This is a genomic window from Shimia abyssi (genome assembly GCF_003014475.1).
GTDB classification, from domain to species: Bacteria; Pseudomonadota; Alphaproteobacteria; order Rhodobacterales; family Rhodobacteraceae; genus Shimia; species Shimia abyssi.
In genome coordinates this window covers 61,472-78,011 of the sequence record NZ_PYGJ01000001.1, presented here as the reverse complement: position 1 = coordinate 78,011, position 16,540 = coordinate 61,472, and the positions used below count along the sequence as shown (strand labels likewise).

At 52.0% G+C, this 16,540-nt stretch carries 14 protein-coding genes, 1 tRNA gene and 1 pseudogene; 7 read left to right on the top strand and 9 right to left on the bottom strand.

All coding sequences use genetic code 11. From position 1 onward, the window contains the following. Nucleotides 1-30 precede the first annotated feature (30 nt). Nucleotides 31-1,374 carry a dimethylsulfonioproprionate lyase DddP gene (gene dddP / locus CLV88_RS00390; protein ID WP_106606396.1) on the bottom strand — a complete coding sequence of 448 codons (1,344 nt, stop codon included), beginning with the start codon at nucleotides 1,372-1,374 and terminating at the stop codon, nucleotides 31-33. Between the two features lie 127 nt (nucleotides 1,375-1,501). Here dddP and CLV88_RS00385 point away from each other — a divergent pair, with 127 nt between their 5' ends. Then, complete coding sequence (locus CLV88_RS00385; protein WP_243403562.1) at nucleotides 1,502-2,266, top strand: heme-dependent oxidative N-demethylase family protein; 765 nt, start codon at nucleotides 1,502-1,504, stop codon at nucleotides 2,264-2,266. Between the two features lie 86 nt (nucleotides 2,267-2,352). Continuing rightward, complete coding sequence (locus tag CLV88_RS00380; RefSeq protein ID WP_243403521.1) at nucleotides 2,353-3,555, top strand: class I SAM-dependent methyltransferase; 1,203 nt, start codon at nucleotides 2,353-2,355, stop codon at nucleotides 3,553-3,555. Nucleotides 3,556-3,559: 4 nt separating this feature from the next. Here CLV88_RS00380 and CLV88_RS00375 read toward each other — a convergent pair whose 3' ends face one another. The 3 genes from CLV88_RS00375 to CLV88_RS00365 all read right to left on the bottom strand — a co-directional run bounded on the left by CLV88_RS00375 (nucleotide 3,560) and on the right by CLV88_RS00365 (nucleotide 5,956). Continuing rightward, nucleotides 3,560-4,045 carry a flavodoxin family protein gene (locus CLV88_RS00375; RefSeq protein ID WP_106606394.1) on the bottom strand — a complete coding sequence of 162 codons (486 nt, stop codon included), beginning with the start codon at nucleotides 4,043-4,045 and terminating at the stop codon, nucleotides 3,560-3,562. Nucleotides 4,046-4,167: 122 nt separating this feature from the next. Next, nucleotides 4,168-5,574 (bottom strand): type I glutamate--ammonia ligase, encoded by a 1,407-nt coding sequence (gene glnA / locus CLV88_RS00370; protein ID WP_106606393.1) that lies wholly within the window; start codon nucleotides 5,572-5,574, stop codon nucleotides 4,168-4,170. 43 nt (nucleotides 5,575-5,617) lie between these two features. After that, nucleotides 5,618-5,956, bottom strand: a complete 339-nt coding sequence (locus CLV88_RS00365) for a P-II family nitrogen regulator (protein WP_093093975.1) — start codon at nucleotides 5,954-5,956, stop codon at nucleotides 5,618-5,620. A 175-nt stretch (nucleotides 5,957-6,131) separates the two neighbouring features. Between CLV88_RS00365 and CLV88_RS00360 the strand changes: the two genes are divergently transcribed. The 4 genes and pseudogenes from CLV88_RS00360 (at nucleotide 6,132) to CLV88_RS00345 (ending at nucleotide 10,435) form a co-directional block, all read left to right on the top strand. Beyond that, a complete protein-coding gene (locus CLV88_RS00360; protein ID WP_106606392.1) occupies nucleotides 6,132-7,835 on the top strand; it encodes an NAD(P)H-hydrate dehydratase in 1,704 nt (567 codons plus the stop codon). Nucleotides 7,836-7,921: 86 nt separating this feature from the next. After that, nucleotides 7,922-8,006: transfer RNA gene (locus tag CLV88_RS00355), tRNA-Leu, on the top strand. Nucleotides 8,007-8,243: 237 nt separating this feature from the next. Beyond that, a pseudogene (locus CLV88_RS00350) lies at nucleotides 8,244-8,393 on the top strand (IS5/IS1182 family transposase); the annotation flags it as partial. A gap of 695 nt (nucleotides 8,394-9,088) precedes the next feature. Further along, a complete protein-coding gene (locus CLV88_RS00345) occupies nucleotides 9,089-10,435 on the top strand; it encodes a phospholipase D family protein (protein WP_106606391.1) in 1,347 nt (448 codons plus the stop codon). A gap of 553 nt (nucleotides 10,436-10,988) precedes the next feature. Here CLV88_RS00345 and CLV88_RS00340 read toward each other — a convergent pair. The 5 genes from CLV88_RS00340 to CLV88_RS00320 all read right to left on the bottom strand — a co-directional run bounded on the left by CLV88_RS00340 (nucleotide 10,989) and on the right by CLV88_RS00320 (nucleotide 15,866). Further along, the gene (locus CLV88_RS00340; protein ID WP_106606390.1) at nucleotides 10,989-11,651 is read right to left on the bottom strand and encodes a hypothetical protein; all 663 of its coding nucleotides are present in this window, start codon (nucleotides 11,649-11,651) and stop codon (nucleotides 10,989-10,991) included. A gap of 10 nt (nucleotides 11,652-11,661) precedes the next feature. After that, on the bottom strand, nucleotides 11,662-12,348 hold the full coding sequence (locus CLV88_RS00335) for a class I SAM-dependent methyltransferase (protein ID WP_106606389.1): 687 nt from the start codon (nucleotides 12,346-12,348) through the stop codon (nucleotides 11,662-11,664). 131 nt (nucleotides 12,349-12,479) lie between these two features. After that, on the bottom strand, nucleotides 12,480-13,619 hold the full coding sequence (locus CLV88_RS00330; RefSeq protein WP_133169895.1) for a hypothetical protein: 1,140 nt from the start codon (nucleotides 13,617-13,619) through the stop codon (nucleotides 12,480-12,482). Between the two features lie 472 nt (nucleotides 13,620-14,091). Beyond that, on the bottom strand, nucleotides 14,092-15,108 hold the full coding sequence (locus tag CLV88_RS23540; RefSeq protein WP_165798776.1) for a calcium-binding protein: 1,017 nt from the start codon (nucleotides 15,106-15,108) through the stop codon (nucleotides 14,092-14,094). 578 nt (nucleotides 15,109-15,686) lie between these two features. Continuing rightward, nucleotides 15,687-15,866, bottom strand: coding sequence for a hypothetical protein (locus tag CLV88_RS00320; RefSeq protein WP_106606386.1), 180 nt, complete (start codon nucleotides 15,864-15,866; stop codon nucleotides 15,687-15,689). A gap of 110 nt (nucleotides 15,867-15,976) precedes the next feature. On the opposite strand from CLV88_RS00320, the gene CLV88_RS23710 reads away from it, so the two are divergent. Then, nucleotides 15,977-16,222, top strand: coding sequence for an HNH endonuclease (locus CLV88_RS23710; protein ID WP_106607029.1), 246 nt, complete (start codon nucleotides 15,977-15,979; stop codon nucleotides 16,220-16,222). Nucleotides 16,223-16,540: the final 318 nt, after the last annotated feature.

The following is a 16,540-nucleotide window of genomic DNA, read 5'->3' as shown; positions in this document are numbered from 1 at the left end:
CCAAGGTGACGAAAGGCGAGGATTGTTACATCAGATTTCGCCCATCAATGCCGGATCAAATGGATATTTTGTCAGATTTTCGTAACCGTCCTCGGTAATCAGGACCTGATCTTCGATTTTGATCGAGAAATCGCCACCTTCTTCGCCAACCAACGCTTCGACACACAGAACCATACCCGGTTCCAGCGCATAGTCGAAAGCCCCCGGAACCGCCTTGTCCGAATATGCTACCAGAGGCCATTCATCACACAGCCCAACCCCATGCATCAAACAACCATATTTCTGGTTCCAGAATTTGTCGTCAAGTTTGTGTGCATTTGCAGTCAGCTCCGGAATGGTTACGCCGGGTTTGAGCATTTCCATATTGGTCATGATGTGTTCATGCGCATGGCGCATAGCGTACACCATGGAATTTGTGGGCTTCTGATCACCCACCCACCAAGTGCGCGAAATATCGATACAGATGCCGTATGAACCGATCAAATCGGTATCAAAGGCAACAATCTCGTTGTTCTGTACAATCCGCGGGCCGCATTCCTGGAACCAAGGGTTTGTGCGCGGACCAGAGGCGAGCAGACGGGTTTCGATCCATTCGCCGCCCCGACGGATATTTTCGGCATGGAGTACGGCCCAGATATCGTCTTCGCTGATATTGCCGTTTGGAACATTCTCGCGAGCAAACCGCTCCATCGCGGCGACCGAGGTTTCGCAGGCGTGGTTGGCGCAGCGCATGGCCAAAATCTCATCTGGGCCTTTTACCGAACGGGATTTCTCGGTGACTTCTTCACCTTCCATGACCTCAAAGCCAACCCGCTCCAGCGCGCGCAGGCCGGCCACCATGATTTTGTCCACCGCCAAACGTTTGTTGTCACCAGCATGTTCACGCATGACATCCGCAACTTCATCGGCAAAATCATGGGCGACATTGTCGCCACCGTCTCCAGCCGAGAAGTAAAACATCGAAGCACCAGAGCGCACTTCACGTACCAAGGGGTTGAATTCGCTTAGGAAAGGCGCGTTTTTGTAATCCCAGATCACCATGTATCCGTCAGCGCACAACAATACCGCACGAAACGGGTTATGTGTGTTCCACAACTGCATGTTTGTAGTGTCCGTCGCGTAACGAATGTTGAGCGGATCAAACATCAACAGGCCGCCGAGGTCGCGATCAACGATGTGTTGCGTCAGACGCTTCCAGCGATAGCGGCGCATCGCTTGCAAGTCTGGGAGCTGTAATCCAGCATCTTCCCATTCCTGAAAGGCCAACTGAGTTGGCCCAATCTCAATGCGGTTGGCATTATTTGGGGTATTGTCGCCAAGAGTCGCGCCTCGGTTCGGGTCAATTTTGCGTGTATCTCTGTGGTGCGTATTCATTCTGGCCTCCCGCTTGGTCGTTGGCAAATAATTGACTGACGAATCGCGTGGCGTCGTGTCTGTTACCGACGTGTATGTGTCTGTTTTGAATGCTTAAGAAAACGGGAAGCCTAGCGAAATGGAGAATGTGGTCTTGCAGAAAGCTATCCCGTATGACCCATTGGTCGAAGTTTCACTGCCCGGAATTGCGCCTTTGCCCGCAAACGAATGGATCACTGTGGACGAGGCATATGAAGGCCAGATGGCCTTGCGAGAAAGTCTTTTGCACACTCGTTTGCAAGATGTGCACGCGATTTTGCCCGCCGCGTTTGCAGCGGCACACGAATTGCTTGAGCAGGTATTGAAGGTAATCGCTGACATGGGCGGATTTGAGCTAACGCGCGACCAAGTGACTTGTCCTGACGGCCGAGTGGTCAACCTGAACTGGGATGCGCCCCTAGTTACAGTCGCGCAACTCGTGCAAGAAGACATGTGCATTCTGGAACGCCGCGGCGATGAACATGTGCTCACCGGGGCCGTTTTGTGCTTTCCGGCCAGTTGGAGCTTGTCTGAGAAGTTTGATAAGCCGTTGACGGGTATTCACAGTCCGGTCGTTGATTATGACCAAAATATCGCGCGCCGCGTGCAACGTCTGTTTGATGGTGTGCGCGCAGGGCGTCCGATCTGGCGCAAAAACGTTTTGTGGTATGATGACCCCAGCCTTTTTCAACCGCGCAAAGAAGCTGACCGCCGCGCACCGGTATCAAGCGAAGGAGGTGCGTTTTTGCGGTCAGAAAAGCAGAGTATTTTGCGACTTCCTAATTCGGATGCGGTTGTGTTTTCTATACATACCTATGTCCTGGCCCGCGCAGATGTTGCCCAATTCATCCGTCCGAAAGCAATTGAACCATAGCGTTTGTCATCCCCTTGGCAGGCCCCTCTTTATTTGCGAGACAGAGCACACCTTGCCCAAGCGCACAGCCATCGACGGACCTGATCATGAGCATTAAAGAGCAGTACGACACTTATCCCTATCCGTCGCGCGACCCCAAGGATGAGCGCAAAAGGTTGGTAACAGGATCGCCGTCGTTCCCAGCTGAGATTGACCATTATGTCTTTGGTGGCAAACGCAAATGGCGGGATGGAACACGTATTTTGGTCGCAGGAGGCGGAACCGGTGATGCGCTGGTCCAAATGGCTCAGATTCTGACGTCTGCGAAACGGCCTTACGAGATCACCTATATCGATCTATCTGTAACTGCTCGAGAAATTGCCGAAGCCCGCATTGCCGAGCGCAAGTTGGGGAATGTGACATTCCACACAGGCAGCCTGTTGGACGCGCCTGAATTTGGAGAGTTTGACTATATTGATTGTTGCGGAGTGCTGCATCATTTACCGGAGCCGGATGCCGGGTTTGACGCGTTATCGCGGGCGTTGGCACCGGATGGTGGCATTGGTTTGATGGTTTATGCGCCTTATGGCCGGTCTGGCGTTTACCCGCTGCAATCGGCGTTTGGTGCATTGTCAAAAGGTATGAGCGCCAAGGACAGGCTGGCCATTGGGCGCGCAACAATCAAAGAGGTTCCTGGCGCGCATCCTTTCAAGCGAAACACGCGTGTGGTTGATCACAAAACCAGCGATGCCGAGTTTTACGACCTGTTACTGCATTCTCAGGACCGCCCCTATACCGTGGGTGAATTGAACAGCGCGCTGACCAGCGCGGGCCTGCAAACCGCGGGCTTTATGCCCATGGCCCAATACGATCTGAATCGATTTTTGCCAAAGGGTGTACAGCGCCCTGAGGGGATGAGCGATTTAGAATCGATGGAGGTTGCTGAAAAGCTAAGCGGTAGTATCAAAACCCATGTGGCGTATGCAGTGAAGCCTGATCGCGAACTGCGACTTCCTGATCCGACTGACCCTTGGCAAGTGCCGCATCTGCGCAGCGCGGATGGCCCCCGACTTGCCAATCTTGTGTCACGCAAAGGCAAGATCGTGATGGATTTCCCCGGAGAAAGTGTCGAGATCAAGATCGCAAAAGAGGCCGCCGCTGTGATTGCCCATGTCGATGGACGCACACCGCTCAAAGTGATTTGTGAACGGGCGGGGCTTGATCAGGTTGCGTTTAACATCATGTGGCGCAGTGTTCATGATGCGCTGGTGCCGTGGAATGAGCTGAGTTATTCCAAGCTGTACGTGTAACGGATCAGAATATTCCGAGAGACAAACCTGCACCCATGGCCTGACCCAATTCGCGACATGGCGCAAGTTGCTGTTGTGTAAGTGTTTTCTCTGCGAGGATGGCCACGGGAGATTGCGCGTTAGTGTTAACAATAATGGCTGGTTGTACCTCTCGCATACGCCAACCGGTTGCGATGCGCGCTATCTGGCGCGCGGCGTTTTCACCGTCTGACCCGGCGCAGATCATCGTGGCATAAGGCTTGCCCTCGATCTGTCCCAGTAGCGGATAGTAGCAGGTATCAAAGAACTCTTTCATCGCGCCTGAAATCGCAGCGAGGTTTTCTGGACAGCAGAAAATGACCCCCTTCGCCCATAAGACATCGTCTGGATTTGCTTCTGACGCAGGCAACATTGCCACGGAGTGTTCTGGCGTGGCGGCTTCATACGCAGCTTGGGCCATCTGGCGACTTCCGCCAGTGCGCGAGTGGTAAATAATCAACAAATTCGACATGGTCCGCCCTTTTCCTCAAGGCGAACTTGCCACTGATCGCCCTGTTCGAAAACCCGGTTTCTGGTGAACAAAAAAGAGGCGCCTCGAAAGGCGCCTCTCTCAATCACTGTCCCAGTTGCAGATTAGCAGCTGTAGTACATACCAAATTCGACAGGGTGGGGTGTGTGCTCATAAAGCTCAACCTCTTCCATCTTCAGTTCGATATAGCCTTCGACCTGGTCTTTGGTGAACACGTCACCGGCCAGCAAGAAGTCCATGTCAGCTTGCAGTTCGTCGAGCGCTTCGCGCAGCGAACCACATACGGTTGGGATACCGGCCAGTTCTTCGGCAGGAAGATCGTACAGGTTCTTGTCCATGGCTTCGCCAGGATCGATCTTGTTTGTGATACCGTCCAAACCGGCCATCAGCAGAGCTGCAAAGCACAGGTAGGGGTTCGCCGATGGATCGGGGAAACGAGCTTCGACGCGCTTGGCTTTTGGCGATTCAGTCCATGGAATACGGACACAACCCGAACGGTTGCGAGCCGAATAGGCGCGTAGAACAGGTGCTTCAAAGCCCGGGATCAAGCGCTTGTAAGAGTTGGTCGCTGGGTTGGTAAAGGCATTCAACGCTTTGGCGTGCTTAAGGATGCCGCCGATGAAATACAGCGCTTCCTGAGACAGGTCAGCGTATTTGTCGCCTGCGAACAGAGGCTTGCCGTCTTTCCAGATCGACATATTGACGTGCATACCGGTGCCGTTGTCGCCATAAATCGGCTTGGGCATAAAGGTTGCAGATTTGCCGTAGGACTGTGCCACATTGTGGATCACGTACTTGTATTTCTGCAGCTCGTCGGCCTGTTTGGTCAGGCTGTCAAAGATCAGGCCCAGCTCGTGCTGACAGGATGCAACCTCGTGGTGGTGCTTGTCGGTTTTCATGCCCAAACGTTTCATCGTCGAGAGCATTTCGGAGCGCAGATCCTGTGCATCGTCAGTGGGGTTTACCGGGAAGTAACCACCCTTAACACCTGGACGGTGTCCGGTGTTGCCCATCTCATACTCGGTATCCGTGTTCCACGATGCGTCGATTGCATCAACTTCGTAGGACACTTTGTTGATCGAGTTCGAGAAACGCACGTCGTCAAACAGGAAGAATTCTGCTTCGGGGCCCATGTAGGCCACGTCGCCGATGCCGGATGCTTTCAGGTAAGCTTCGGCTTTTTCGGCGGTTCCGCGCGGGTCGCGCTCATAAGCTTCGCCGGTGTCGGGCTCAACGATCGAGCAGTGAATGCAGATTGTTTTCTCCGCGTAGAACGGATCCACATAGGCCGACTTGGTGTCGGGGATCAGTTTCATGTCGGAATCTTCGATCGACTTCCAGCCCGCAATCGACGATCCGTCGAACATGAAGCCCTCTTCGAGGAAGTCTTCATCGACAAGATCCACGTCGACGGTCACGTGCTGTAGTTTACCACGTGTGTCGGTAAAGCGGATGTCGACATATGCCGCATCCTCGTCTTTGATCAGCTGGAGAACTGCGTCTGCGCTCATTCCCTATATCCTTCTGATTTGCTAGAATTGATAATTGTGTGTCTTACAGCGCGTCCGGGCCGGATTCACCGGTACGGATACGAATGGCTTGTTCAACCGGGCTGACAAAGATTTTGCCGTCACCGATTTTGTCTGTCTTGGCGGCGTCTACGATAGCCTCGATGGCTCCGTCAACCTGATCGTCGTCCAAAACAACTTCGATCTTCACCTTGGGGAGAAAGTCGACAACGTATTCTGCGCCACGATAAAGCTCGGTATGACCTTTTTGGCGGCCAAAGCCTTTGACTTCGATAACGCTGAGACCCTGAATACCAAAGTCCTGAAGCGCCTCTTTGACCTCATCAAGTTTGAACGGCTTGATGATCGCCTCGATCTTTTTCATTTGGAGCTTCTCCCTAATTCAAATTCTTGGGAAAAGCTCAGATCACTTTAAGTGTGGCGTCACAATTGGGTATGGTGAGTGTAAGGGGGCACATTCGTCAGATATTGTGGATGTGATTAAAAATTAGGCATAATGGTGCAAAAATGCGCGAAATTGAATCTCAAGAGATTACAACGTGACCGAAATACTGACAGCTGCACAAATGCGCGCCATAGAGTTGGCCGCCATCGAGTCGGGTGAAGTGACTGGCCTTGAGCTGATGGAGCGGGCAGGGCGCGGGGTCGTTGACGCCATTTTTGATGCATGGCCAGATTTCAAGACGGCACGGGGGCCAGCCCCCGAACCCCCGAAGTATTTTTGGCAAGATGAAGACGCTTACAAAGCCATTGTTTTGTGCGGCCCGGGCAATAACGGCGGTGATGGGTTTGTTGTAGCGCGTTTGTTGCGCGATGCTGGGTGGGTTGTGGAGGTGTTTTTGTATGGTGACGCCGGGCAATTGCCACCTGATGCCAAGACCAACTATCAGCGATGGAGCGAGATTGGCGCGATCCGTGCTTTCGCGGACATTTCGGAGGAAATCTTGAACGGGGCGTCGCTCACAATTGATGCGATCTTTGGGACTGGGTTGACGCGCCCATTGCCAGACGAAATAGGCAATGTTCTGCAATTCGTAAGTGTGCAAGCGAACTCTCGCTCTAAGGTTCGTCCGCCGATCGTCGCCGTTGATGTGCCATCTGGTATAGACGCGGACAGTGGTCGACCGATTTCCCACAGCGTGATTGAGAATGATGAAGGGTATTACACACCAGCGTTAACGGTGACGTTTGGTGCAGCGAAAGTTGGACATTTCCTCGATACTTGTACGAGTGATTATTCATGTAATTCAGTGTCGGATCGGCGCGGTCCTTCGCTTGTGGTCAAGCCAATAGGCGTTGAACATCGCATAGAAGTTGCGGCTGGAAATTCGCGGATCGTTGATCTTTTTGAGCCAGACAAGGCGCGCCATATCGACTTGTTGGGGCGGAGCTCGGTTGGGCTGAACTTGCTGTTTTTGTCCAAAGACAGAGGAGGCCACAAATTCTCGCACGGCCATGCTCTTGTATTAACGGGCGGATTTGGCAAAACCGGCGCTGCGCGGCTGGCGGCTCGTGGTGCGCTGCGGGTTGGGGCCGGGCTGGTAACGCTGGGGGTTCCACCGAATGCACAGATGGAAGTCGCCAGCCAAATCGCCGGGTTGATGATGACGCGGGTACAGGGCGGTGAAGCGCTGGCTGAGACATTGACAGATGCGCGATTGAACGCGGTTTGTGTCGGGCCCGGCTTTGGGCATGAACGTGCGAGGGCGCTAGTGCCGGTCGTGCTGAGTAACAAACGGGCAACGGTTTTGGACGCAGATGCTTTGTCGGCGTTTGCGAACGCACCTGAGGAACTGTTTGAAACCCTTCATGAAAACTGCATTTTGACGCCTCACAAGGGTGAGTTTGCGCGGCTGTTTCCTGATCTGGCAAATAGACTTGCCGAAGTTCCGACCCGTGGTCCGGCTTATTCGAAGGTGGACGCAACACGAGAAGCCGCAGCGCGGGCCGGATGTGTTGTTTTGTTCAAAGGGCCTGATACAGTAATTGCAGCGCCGGATGGGAAATGTTCCATTAATTCAGCGCATTACGAACGCTCTGCACCGTGGCTTGCGACCGCAGGGTCGGGTGATGTGTTGGCAGGGTTCATTACCGGGCTTTTGGCACGTGGGTTTTCTGCGATGGATGCGGCTGAAACTGGCGCGTGGCTGCATGTTGAATGCGCAATAGCCTTTGGACCGGGCTTGATCGCCGAAGACTTGCCAGAGATCTTGCCAAAGGTTTTTTGTGAACTGGGCCTTTGAATCACTACGCTATTCCAGAATGATGAAGGCAGAGTGAAATTAGCGCTCGCATCCGATTTGAAGCTTTGCTAAGACGCGCAGACATTGCGGGTGTGGCGGAATTGGTAGACGCACCAGATTTAGGTTCTGGCGCCGCGAGGCGTGGGGGTTCGAGTCCCTTCACCCGCACCATCAAAATCCAATAACCGTATGAAAATAGTAAATTTTATTGTCGTTTGGATTTAGGCATCCACCTATAAGCCCACCTTTTCTTCCATGACGGGCGAGAGCCTAAACTACCCGTTGTGAAATTGCGTCGCATTGCAAGACGGCGTATTCCCTTGAAAACTCGACTTTGATCGAAACCGAAGTTGCTAGGGCCCGTGGACAATTAGGATTCCCACCCACCGCAAACACCAGCGAGACTACGACAAGGAGGTCTACAAATGGCGGCACCTTGTCGAGAATTACTTCGCAAAGATCAAAGAGTTCAGAGGCATCGCCACGCGATATGACAAGACAGATTGCAGCTATGCCGCCTGCTGGAACCTCGCCGCAACGCTGATTGCATCACGTTGATTGTCCACGGGCCCTAATTCAAACTCCATAAAATGGGGTGATGAGCGATGATGACATCGAGGCAGGAAGCGCAGGTGCCGCAGTTCTATGAGTTCTCGTTGGGAAATCACTCGCCTCGGATCAATTGCTGCAGTCGATTGGCCCAATTGTCGAACTGAGCTGCATCGGCGGCTAAACGACACGACACGATTAACGCCGAAGTTGTCCAAGGGACGCCATAGGGGACTAGGCAAGCATCTGATGACCGACCATTCGCCCCACATCACGTTCGCGTGGCCCGGAGTGTTGCCACCAAGGTATTTACCGATGGGGTCGAAACCTTTCGTGTTAGTCCCGGCTATCTGCATGACCCGGACGTCAAGTTACTTGCCGAGATGAATGCCAGGCCTGAACCCGTGCCATGGTCGTCAACCAGGGAGAGACAGAGCAATCGAGGCTGTCGAGAAGCGAAGGAACTTTGGCAAAGTAACCCTCGCTCAATTGCTCGATTGGACTTGCAGCCTCGCCATACTTTGAAGGCACATGAGCCCCTTTACTATGCCTTATTCCGTATTCGCCGCAGATGATGGTCTCTAAAATATTGAGGTTTACATGATTTTTTAGAATTCGCGTGCTGACATTCAGTTAATGGCTGTTGACAACACAGGACAACTGACGCGTGCTGCCTGAGTGGCAAGTTTAAGGCAGGATGTTTCATGAAACTGTTTTTGGGAGCTATCAACGGCAACTATCTTCGGAACATCACCGAAAACGCGGCCAAAGATACAGAAGAAGTCTTGGCCGCTGTAGCTTATGCCACCGACAATTCCCTTTTGTTTGATTGGTGCATCAAGCATGACATCCCCTTGAAATTCTACGGGCGGTTGGACCCACAGGTTGCGGTCAATACAAACGTTCTGTCCAAATTCCTGAACAGGAAGTCGGCCAAATTCACATGCAAGCTTGTCAAAAATCACCACGCAAAAGTAATCTGGTGGCGGGGTTACGGCATTTATGTTGGTTCCGCAAATCTAACGGACAGCGCGTGGAACAGAAATGTGGAGGCCGGTTTCTTTATCAAAGAGCTGGACATCGACGACAAATTGGCCAGCGACATTTTGCAAATGTTCTCCGTTCTCGACAAAAATGCTACGCCTTTAACGCAGGAGCTATTCGATCTAATGGTCAAACGCCAAAAAGATCTGGCTAGCAAAAAGGCTGATGACAAGGCGTTTTGGGATGACTCTAGCGTTAACAACTGGAGTGGTTTGGTCACCACATCGCCAATAAAGGCCAAGGATGCACAGAGGGATAGCTTTCTTGCCGAATGGTTCTCGACCCTTCAGATACTTAGGGACATTAGCAGCCAGGTAATTCTACCAGAAAACCGTCCTACTTGGATCACCGACGAAGCTCCATCCGGAGCGCAGGCAGACCAGTTTCTGCATGCATTCTATTACCAAAAAACCTTCGAAGAACAGAAGGCACGTTATCTGGATTTCTTCGATCGAAACAAATCCAATCCTGACAAAGCCAGAGCCGATGCACTCAGGTGGTGGGCTGGCCTTAAGGCTGCCCCGCAAGGAGAAGACGTCATGCTCAACACCACTGCGCCATTCCTCAGAAATGCATTGGCTCAAGAGAACCTAGCGGGCTTGAAGTACGATGACTTTCGGGAAGTTTGCTCCGCAGTTCATTCGATCAAGGATTATGCTCGGCGAGTACGGAATAACTCTGTTGGATTGCCGTCTATTGGCGCGGCATACAATATTCCCGAAAAGGTCGCTGCGCTCTCAAACACAATCTGGGAACAAAGAACAGAAGCCGGTCTGAATGTTAAAGAGGTGCTTTCGTATATCTTCTATGGTGGCAAACAGGATGAACTGCCAAACCGACTTTGGCAGGCGATAAATGACCCCAAGTTCAAGATTGACGGTCTCGGCATCAGCGCTTTAGGTGAACTAGTTGGTTGGGCACTGCCTGACATTTATCCGCCCAGAAATGGCAGAACGTCTAAGGCGCTGAAAGCCCTTGGCTATGATGTGACCGTTCACGTTCAATAGCTTGTGTCGGTCAGCGATCTCCGCCGACACTGTACTCCACTTGGCACTACGTCAATTGGATTGCCTCCACGTCATGGAAAACAACCGAATGAAGTCCTACAGTCCTGTCTTTGTGGTAAGGGACGAATGGCAGGCAGCGTTGGACGAATTGCAAGCGTCACACGGGCGCGAAACCTGAGAAGGAGGTTTTCCATCGCAATCTTTTGTAATCGGCTTCCAGAAAACGGCGGCACCAAAGTCGCGGTGCTTCCGGCTAGTTGTTGCCGCAGTGATTGCACCGCTTTGCATCGAACACGCACAGGTTTTGCGGAAAACGGTACATAAACAGCCTGATGCTGGTCTTTGGGGGGGGGGGAGCCGCCAAACTTAGGCTAGCGGCGTCCTACCGTTCAAATCTTGGCTCACACCGATCATTCTAGCTCTATCTATGCGACATCTCTGAAGTGTGGTGCATTTCTTGCAATCAATTGTAACCTCACGCCCCACCATCGGCTTCTGTGCTGCGTAAATAGTAACCCTTCTTACAATTGCGATTTATCACCCGCACGAATGTTCATCCAGACAATATGGAAAACAGCCTAGATCGAAAATAGTCGTTTACTTCTTCTATTTCATCAACAATAGGATAACCGAAGTGTTCATCCAATTCATCTTTTGTGAGGCTAAAAGGCTTCTTTATCGAACATTGCCCGTAGTAAAAAATAATATGGGCTCTCGCCCCTAATATGTCGAAACCTTTGCCTTCGCCATATGACTTGAGAAGTGTTTGAAGACAAAGAAGGTCTCGCAAAATGGAGCGGCGCTTTCCTGCATCATGTAAACCAGACCCGCGCTTTATTTCATACGCAAAAATTTGTTTGGTTTTGGGTTTGTATAAAATAGCGTCCACCTGAAGTTTTCGATGACCTTCTCTATATGAAGTTTCAGAACCAAAAACGTCTTCCGGGTTCTGTATTGCGCTGTCAACAATATGGTCAGCAGTCGATGGGACTTGAAATTTTTGATCTTCCCAAACAACAAAATCCGGGTTTTGCTTTAGGCGTTCCAAAATCGCTTTCTCAAGTATGTATCCGTGCCGCTTGTATGCAGAACTCATCACACTAACAATTTTTGAAAAATGTTCTCCGGCAATAGGGTCCGGACGAAACTTCTTTGAGTGCAACCGCTCGATCGTAGCTTCAACTTCGGGTTTCAGAATTTCGATCAGTTCTGGCACGCAGGTTCCCCTAAATCAGAAGTTCACTTTGGTTTTCTCGTACCACTTCAAATTTTGTTTGGACATCCGAAGATATTTTCTCATCGTAATCTGTGGCCCGCTCGAGTGCCTTTCGGCAGGGAGGAACCCATAGGAGCTGCGTACCACGGTTGCAGCCTTTCTCCCAAACAACCCACGCATACCCAGTCGCAGTTGATGCTTTCTTGTCCAGTCTGCCCTTCACCATCGGAACTCTCTCTACGAATTGGGCTACGGTGCTTGGCGGAGTAGTTGAGAAAATTCGATCGTATCGACCAACACTTTCCAAAAACACTGTTCGCACCAATACAGCAACGCCCCGTCGCGCGACACTGAGCCCATGTAAGATGAACTCCTCCGCCAACCGGAATGGTGGATTAGTAATCACCCAGTCGTAAGTTCCCGGAGCTACATCAGAAGAGAGAAAGTCAGATACTTCTCCATAACCGTAGTCGTATACATCGGATGCAGCTACATTTCCAAAATACTCGCCCAATGCCTTGGCCATGTGCCCTGCGCCACAGGCTGGTTCAAGGCAGGTCAAATGATCGGTATGGCCACCTTGCTCAATAATGTGTTCGAGCAACGCGCGAGTAGCCCAGGGTGGAGTTGGAAAGTTGTCGAGGCTATCTCGAGCCTCTGTTCGCTGCGCCATGACTGCATGAGAAGTGTTCTGCATTCTGCTACCCCCTATATTTTGTGGTTTTCGCCGAGAGTACCACAGTAGCTGGGAAACGGAAGCTAAAATCGATCTTGTGGATAACTGCGTTCAATCGGTCGTGTTCGCGCAATGTTCCACATCCGCGAGCCTTAAGCAAGCCCGAGGACCTTCACGATGAAATCCAGAAACTGCTGGACAGCCGGGTTTGCTTGAGCGGTTTTCAGGAATTCTGCCACAACCCCATAATGTGACTTCAAAAATTCGAACAAGGCCGTAGCGTGCGGCGAAGCTATTCCGATTGCCGTTAGTGTAACTGCTTCTGCCGTTTTGTCTTTCACGGTAGTCCACACAGCTGAAACCGTTGCCTTGAGGCCAGTGCGAACCAAACGATATGCTTTGACAATGATGGTAGTGAAAAAGTTGGTGACACTTCGACCAGCGAAAGAAACTTGCCGGTCGCCTGCCGGAGAAGCGTCCGCACTTTGAGCGTCTTCCACTTCTTCAATCAGCGCGTTTTGTGCTTCACCAGTCGATATGGCACCAGCTTCCTTGACCACCTCTTCTATCTCGGGAAGGCTTTCGGTGATTACCTTTCGGTCATCTGGTCCCAAGCTCAACTGGTCGAGCAGTCTAGCCTTAGCGCTGTTCGCAGCGAAAACGTTGAAAGCTTGCACAACCGTCCGGAGCGCTTCCGAGCAAGCAACATCCAACTTGGCAGGATGCATATCTGGAATATCGGAGACACGATCATGTGCACCCAGCAACATGCGAAGCTTGTTGCCTCGCATCCAAATCACATTGATCGTGGTATCGCGACAGTCTTCGGGAAGTGCAGACGCAAAGTCCTCGGCTTTCGGCGCGAGTTCCCCCAAAGTGTTATGACCCATACTGAAGAACTCGAGCGCGGTGGCCCTAAGCTCTTGGTAAAATGCCCCTAGTTCAGGGTCTTCGTTGATGTCATCAGAAAGGGGGGCGAGCCTTATGTCTACTTGGTCTTCTTCGTTGACAAGGAACTGAGTTGCTTCTGAAATTTGTTGCGGCGTTTCCGGTTCGTCAGCTCCAAGGCGGGCCAGTGTAAGGGGATGGTGGTCAAGAAACTCTTCTAGTTCGTATTTTGTCGCGACTGGTACTTCCTGACCACGATCGCCGCCCTTGATTTCGCTTATGCGCCCATTGTTGACTGGTCTTTCAGGGGTATTGAAATAGAACTGGATCGCACTGTTTTTCCAGCCGAGTTCCAACATTTTCTTGATTAGGCCAATCTCAACGTCGGTTAATGTAGAAGCCAAATGAAATATTCCTATCCGTATCCGCGCAGGAAAACTAACCGTACACTATGAGGATATCAACTATTTGAGAGGAAAAGGCAATTTCTCCTTTCGTCGCTGCGCTCGAGTTGGATTGGCCGCGCTGTACAGGTTTTTTTTGTCGACGCTAGCTCGGGCAGGTATTCCATTCTCGAACAAATCCCAACTTATGCATCCCAGAAGTGACCATTCTTGCGTGCCCTATTTGCGTCCTGATCAGTGTTGCGACACTAAAAAGGCTTAGCAATTTCTTGCTAAGCCTTTGAATTCTTTGGCTCCGGCGGTAGGGAACCTTGCCAACCTAGAGAAATCATCGGCTTACGGGAAAACCCTCCCAAACTGGGGCGGTTACTGGGGCATTTCTTACACCGGTGGAGGGACGTTGGCGGGTGTGGGTGAGCTCTGGAGGCTTGTAGACCGCGATTGTGTTTCCCACCTCCAGAGCACGACCTTCTTAGAAAACCGTGTCGTCGAACCAGCCGGAGTTCGCGGTGAAGTCCGCGACTGTGTGACCTTCGATGATCACAGTCGTGCCTCCCGCAGAAAGATGAACGTTGCCGTCAACGTCGGTCATGGCGGCCAGCGCCTCAGATTCAGACGACAGCCCCAAGCCCAGAACATTGAGAAGGTCCAACTCAGCAAAGCTGAAGTCGGTGATCGCATCTGTTCCGTTGTTCTGGACGAAGGCGAACGTGTCAGCATCGTCTCCCCCGGTGAACTGATCGTCTCCGCCCGCACCCCAAATGGTGTCAGATCCAGACCCACCCGAGACCGTATCAGTTCCTGCACCGTTAAAGATCAGGTCGTTACCCTCGCCGCCATTGATAAGGTCATCCCCGCCGCCAGCGAAAATTGTATCGTTACCGTCGGCGCCTCCAGCCGTGTCATTACCTGCGCCACCATAAATTATGTCCTCGCCGTCAAAGGCATAGATTGAGTCATTACCTGATCCGCCGCCAAGCGTATCTCCACCGTCGCTACCAAATACTGTATCGTTGCCAGTTCCCGCCCAAGCCTCGTCACTATCAATAGTATTTGAGAGGCTGGTTGCTATCTGATCGTTCCCGTCTCCACCAAATACCGTGTCATTCCCTTGACCACCGCTAAGCGTATCGTTTCCCCTTCCCCCGCCAATTACGTCTCTTCCATCGTCTCCAAAGAACCTGTCATTTCCATTATCGGTTGGACCAGCGAACAACTTGTCGTTGCCAGAGCCACCTCTTACATAGTCATCCCCAGCATCGCCCCGTAAGAAGTCATTTCCGTCGCCGCCATCTAAATTGTCGTCCCCAGGTCCGCCAATTACCCTGTCATTGCCGCCAAATGTAAACGCGATGTCATCTCCGCCTTTGAGATCCCAATTCTCGTTTATAGATGAGCTTCCTGTTTCGACATCGTCGCCCTCGGTGCCAACACCTCCACCTTGGGACCCGCTAAAATCCACGCCGAGACCCTCAAAATATGTGGTCACTTTCCTGTTTAAGCTGGGATGGGCACCAGCAGTAGCGAACACATAGTCCAAGGGATTTCTGATGTTTAAACCTGTGATTTCATAATGTTTTACGTTGCCAGGTCCGAAAAGAGTGATCTTATTTATTGTCCCTGAAATCGAACCGATCCCATACTGAAAACTCCCGGCAAGCTCGACATAGTACCCACTAAAGAATGAGTTATTGATTTCTGCTCGAGAGTAGGCTCTGGGTCCGCTGAGCGAGAAGTTAAAGTCATTAAAAGAGTTCTTTATCAGAGGAACATCAACTTGGTGGTTTATGTCTATTGGATCAAATCCATTAAAAAATCTCACTTCAGGCACGAACAATTCTCCAAACTAAAATAGGTTTGCGACGAGTAAAATGCAGGCCCAGTCAATGAGTCAATGCGCTTGTCGTTGTGTGGCAGGTCCGACCGGCGTTACTTGTGTGTATCTAGCGATTGGGCGCGGCGTCAGTCTGAGGGTCTGCTTACTCAAGCGATGGATCGCGCCAATGCGGCAAGAAAAAAGCAAAGTACGTCTCCCCCGGCCAGCACGAAGCCAGCCGAGGGAGTGGTTTATGCGGGGATCTTCTTGGTGGTGACATAGTCCGCCAACCACTGCCAGTAATCGTCGGCATCAGCGAACCCCTGAGCTCGAGCAGCAAGGTTCTCAGCTTCCCGACGAGAAAGACCGCCATCGTATTCAGCGATAGCGGCCCTCTCCTCGAACGCATCGATGTCAGGTATTCGGCTCATCGGACGAGCTCCGGCAGTCGGATCTGATCCACGATCGACCGCTTCTGCTCGTTACTGATGCCCGCCGAGTAGATGCCGTAGGTCAACCCGTTCTCTGATCGGGCCGACTTGTGGCCCACCAGAGACGCCGTCCAGTGCTCAGGGACGCCCGTGCGCTCACACTGGGTGATGAACCACTTGCGGGTCGAGTGGAACACCAGACCGGGCCGCTCCAACCCGAGACGACGCCGATCCGGCATCGGTGTCACAACCGGCGCTGCATCAACCCGGAGCATCTGGAGACGGGGTCGCGAGCGGATAACCTCAGAGATGAGTGGGATCGACGCGCTAACGGGATCAACTGGCGGTGGGTGTAGCTGTGGCCAAGCCTAAATCTCGAACCTGAAACAACTAACCCGCCTCTCCCGCAATGTGGGAGGGGCACACCCTCTACACCCGCGAGGGTTGATTTAGAGTGCTGCGGGTCGGCATTCTAGTAGTGGGGCATTTCCGACGACACTGGCCACCGCGACACCATGGAACACTAGAACTGGGCTTAGCTGGCTGGGGTGGTAGGAATCGAACCTACGACCAATTGATTAACAGTCAAATAATGATTTCTCAAAGCACACTGAAGTTGCGCGGGAACCACACGTTTCTTCAGGTATTTGTAAAGTACAGTTTGTTGGAACGAT